The organism is Bradyrhizobium sp., assembly GCF_019242285.1.
In the GTDB taxonomy this organism is placed as follows: Bacteria; Pseudomonadota; Alphaproteobacteria; order Rhizobiales; family Xanthobacteraceae; genus Bradyrhizobium.
The window spans coordinates 1-2,088 of the sequence record NZ_JAFAVV010000857.1 but is presented as its reverse complement, the minus strand read 5'-3'; the positions used below and the strand labels follow the sequence as shown (position 1 = coordinate 2,088).

The following is a 2,088-nucleotide window of genomic DNA, read 5'->3' as shown; positions in this document are numbered from 1 at the left end:
AGGCGGGCGATGATCGCGGCGAAGTCGAGCGAGCCGTCGCCCGGCACCGTGAAGGCACCTTTCACCACCGCGTCAAGGAAGCTCTCGCGTTTCCGGTCAAGCTTATCGATGACGCTGCTGCGGACGTCCTTGGTATGCACATGGCTGATCCGGGAATGATGCTTGTCGATGACACGCAAGACGTCGCCGCCGGCAAAAGCCATGTGGCCAGCATCGAACAACAGCGACAGCGCCTCACCCGAGTTCGCCATGAGCAGATCGACTTCAGCTTCAGTCTCGATCGCCGCAGCCATGTGGTGATGGTAGGCGATCGGCATTCCCTGCCCGGCACACCACTCCGCGAAATCCGTCATCTTGCGTCCATACGCTCTGATCTCCTCGTCCGAAAGCCTGGGCTTGGCATGGAGCGGCGCCGAGCGAATGCCCTGGATCGAGCGCGCAGTTTCGCCGTAGGCGATGCAGGGCGCTTTTGCCGCAATGAAGAAATCCATCTGGGCGCGCACACGGTCCCTTTCCTCTTCGATGTCACCGTCGAGCAGAAGGCCGGAGAACCAGCCGCCGCACACGGAAATGCCGAATCGGGCGAGTATCGGACCGAGTTCCTTCATGTTCATGGGGAAACGCCGTCCGGTCTCCATTCCCGTAAAGCCGGCGACGCTCGCCTGGCGCAAGCACTCCTCCAGATCCACGTCATCGGACAACTCGGCAAGATCGTCGTTCCACCAGGCAATGGGGGCAATTCCAAGTTTCGCCTTCATGGCTCGTCACACTCCGATGCGCTGCTTGGCTCGGATCTCGTCTTGCTGCCTGCGCGCGTTTCGAACCGTCTCGCGCGAGGATACTTGGGGAACGCCGACGTCCCAGTCGGCGTCGCCCGGAACCCACGAATACGCATCCGAGACGATCGAAAGCACCGTGGTGCGGTCATTGCCTTTGGCCCATTCGAGCGCGGCAATAAGGTCAGCAAGGCTCTCGCAATGCCGTGCAGCCGCTCCCATGGCCTCAGCATGCTTGGCAAAATCGACGTGAAGGGGATTGTCGCGATTCTGGACTCGACAGTCGGTCAACAAATTATTGAAGCCTGGCACGCCTTTGAATTGCTGCAACCGGTTGATCACCGCGAATCCGCCGTTGTCACAGACCACAATGATCATCTTGTGACCGCTCAGGACCGTCGAGTAGATGTCGGAGTTCATCATCAAATAGGTGCCGTCGCCGACCATCACGATCGGCGTGCCGCCGAGTCCGCCGGGCCCGGAATTGGCCATTGCATGGCCCCAACCGGCTGCGATCTCGTAACCCATGCAGGAGAAGCCGAACTCGAGGTCAAAGGTGTTCGGCGCCTTGACGCGCCAGCCTTTTGCCACTTCGCCGGGCAGCCCCCCGGCGGCCGAAATCAACGTATCTCTCTCGCCAGCGGACGCATTCACGGCCTGGACTATCTGCGCGTAGGTCGGTACCGGAGCGTTGCTGGCGGCCTGCACTGACTCGAGCAGTCCGTCCCATTCCTTGAAGAGCATCTGAGCACGCGCCATGTGGATAGGGTCGACGCGCCACGCGCCGAGTTCCGCATCGAGTTCCGTAACCGTCTCCAGCGCATCGCCCACCACCGCCAGCGCGCGATGCTTCACCGCATCGGATCTGGCGGCGTTGATCGAGATGAAGCGTGCGTCCGGGCTGAAAGCGGTCCATGAGCCCGTCGTGAAATCCTGAAGGCGCGTCCCCACCGCAAGGATCACATCGGCTTCGGCCGCAAGCGCATTGGCCGAGGTTGAGCCGATGATTCCGATCGGTCCCGCATGGGACGGGTGATAGTGGGTCATCGCACCCTTGCCGGCGGTCGTCTCGACGACAGGAATTCCATGTTTGACCGCAAAATCCGCCACGGCATGTCCCGCCAGCGAGTAGCGCACGCCGCCGCCGGAGATGAGGATCGGCTTCTTCGCCGTCTTAAGCAGTTCGGCTGCTTCCGTTAGCTTCTGACGGTCGGGGCGCGGACGCGGGATGGTCCAGGTTCGAGGCTCGAAGAAGACCTCGGGATAGTCGAAGGCGACCTCCTGGGTGTCCTGTGGCAGCGCGAGAAAGGCC

2 protein-coding genes are annotated in these 2,088 nt (G+C 61.8%); both read right to left on the bottom strand.

Annotation, left to right across the window (positions count from 1 at the left end; all coding sequences use genetic code 11):
• The coding region (gene iolE, locus JOY90_RS35425) for a myo-inosose-2 dehydratase (protein WP_291695734.1) at positions 1–758 on the bottom strand (758 nt) is incomplete at its 3' end.
• Between the two features lie 6 nt (positions 759–764).
• A partial coding sequence (locus JOY90_RS35420) for a thiamine pyrophosphate-dependent enzyme (RefSeq protein ID WP_291695733.1) occupies positions 765–2,088 on the bottom strand: 1,324 nt, incomplete at its 5' end.